This window comes from Cupriavidus sp. 01L46, assembly GCF_056399905.1.
The window spans coordinates 1-1,927 of the sequence record NZ_JBFTSF010000547.1 but is presented as its reverse complement, the minus strand read 5'-3'; the positions used below and the strand labels follow the sequence as shown (position 1 = coordinate 1,927).

2 protein-coding genes are annotated in these 1,927 nt (G+C 65.9%); one reads left to right on the top strand and one right to left on the bottom strand.

Going from position 1 to position 1,927, the window contains the following annotated elements; all coding sequences use genetic code 11:
- The coding region (locus tag AC1DS3_RS38180) for a hydantoinase/carbamoylase family amidase (RefSeq protein WP_477129311.1) at positions 1-795 on the top strand (795 nt) is incomplete at its 5' end.
- Positions 796-841: 46 nt separating this feature from the next.
- Here AC1DS3_RS38180 and AC1DS3_RS38175 read toward each other — a convergent pair.
- Complete coding sequence (locus AC1DS3_RS38175) at positions 842-1,681, bottom strand: IclR family transcriptional regulator (RefSeq protein WP_441630758.1); 840 nt, start codon at positions 1,679-1,681, stop codon at positions 842-844.
- Positions 1,682-1,927: the final 246 nt, after the last annotated feature.

Sequence of the window (1,927 nt, the reverse complement as noted above, 5' to 3'; positions counted from 1 at the left end):
GCGGAGTTCATCCGTGCCCAGCGCGACCTCGACGGCATCAGCGTGGGCGAAGCACTGGCGCAGATCGGCTACCGCGGCGAGCAGCCCGTGGGCGAAGTGCCGGGCGGCATGTTCGCGGCCTATTTCGAGGCGCATATCGAGCAGGGGCCGGTGCTGGAAGCCGCCGGGCTGCCGATCGGCGTGGTCTCGGGCGCGCTCGGCCAGCAATGGTACGACGTGACCGTGACCGGCATGGACGCCCACGCCGGCCCCACGCCGCTGGCGCTGCGCCACGACGCCATGCTGGCGGCCGCCCGCATGATCGATGAAGTCAACCGCATCGCCGTGGCGGAGGCTCCGCACGGGCGCGGCACGGTAGGCTACGTGCAGGTCACGCCCAACTCACGCAACGTGATTCCGGGCCGCGTGGACTTTTCCGTGGACCTGCGCAATCTTTCGCAGGATGGGCTGGACCGCATGGACGCCGCCATGCGCGCGTCGTTCGCGCAGATTGCGCAGCGCGGCGCGGTAGACGTGTCGATCCGCCAGGTGGTGAAGTTCGAGCCCTGCGTGTTCGCGCCGGCATGCGTGGACAGCGTGCGCCGCGCCGCGGCCGCGCTGGGCCTGCCGCACATGGACGTGGTCAGCGGCGCCGGGCACGACGCCGTGTACGTGGCGCAGCGCGCGCCCACCGGCATGATCTTCGTGCCGTGCAAGGACGGCATCAGCCACAACGAGCTGGAAGACGCGCTGCCCGAGCATATCGAGGCCGGCGCCAATGTGCTGCTGCAAGCGATGCTGGAGCACGCGCGCTAAAGCGAGTTGGCGAGTTAGCGAGTTAGCGAGTTAGCGATTCAACTTCTCAGTGGGCGATCGAACGCGAGATCGCCCACGCGCATTCGATCACCATCGGCGCCAGCTTCTTCTGCGCCTCGGCCATGCTCCAGCGGCTGGCCGGCGGCGACACATGCACCGCGCCCACCGCCTGCCCCTGGCTGTTGACGATGGCCGCGCCCACGCCCATATCGCCCAGGAACAACTCCTCGTTGTTGCAGGCGTAGCCCACCTTCCGGCAAGCCACCACCGTCTCGAAGATCGCCGCCACATCGGTCAGCGTGGCCGGCGTGCGCGCCACCCGGGCCGAGTCCTCCAGCATGGCCATCACCTGATCGTCGGGCAACGTGCTCAGGTACGCGCGGCCGCTGCTGGTGCAGTACATCGGGATGCGCATGCCTACGGGCGTCAGCACCGGGATGGTTTTCGACGTCATCAACTGCGCCACGTAGACCATCTCCAGCCCCACCGGCTCGGTCAGGTTGGCGGTCTCGCCGCTGGCATTGGCGAGCTGCGACAGGTAAGGGCTGGCGACCTGGATCAGCGCGTCGGCGGACAGGTAGTTGTAGCCGATCTCCATCACCTTGGGCGTCAGCCGGAAGCGCCGCGTCTGCGGGTGCTTGGCCACATAGCCCAGCGTTTCCAGCGTATGCACGGTGCGTTGCGCGGAGCTTTTGGTCATGCCGGTCAGTCCCGCCAGTTCGGCCAGCGTGAGGGTGCGATGGACCGCGCTGAAAGCCCGCAGCACTTCCAGCCCCTTCTCCAGCGACTGATTGAAAAGCGGGTCTGGGCGAGTGGTCTTTTCGGCGCTTTCCGTGTCGATGGCTGGCGCTGCGCCGCCGTTTTCCTGATGGTCTTGCCGGTTCATGTTCGCGTTCCGCCGAGTCTTCCGGGTCTTCCGAGTCTTCGTACGAGTGACGGGCACCATCGCTGGGAAGGCCTGCACCACGATGAGCGCATATTGCACCAATATACKACTGAATCGATTATCGATTCGTTTGGGTTCCGTCCATGATATTCGGGTCGTCTTTCTTTGGGAATAGCGGCGCTGCAACCGACTCTCCGATTTTGGCGCGCGATCTTCCTTGTGTCGGTCGAATGCCTTGTTCTATAA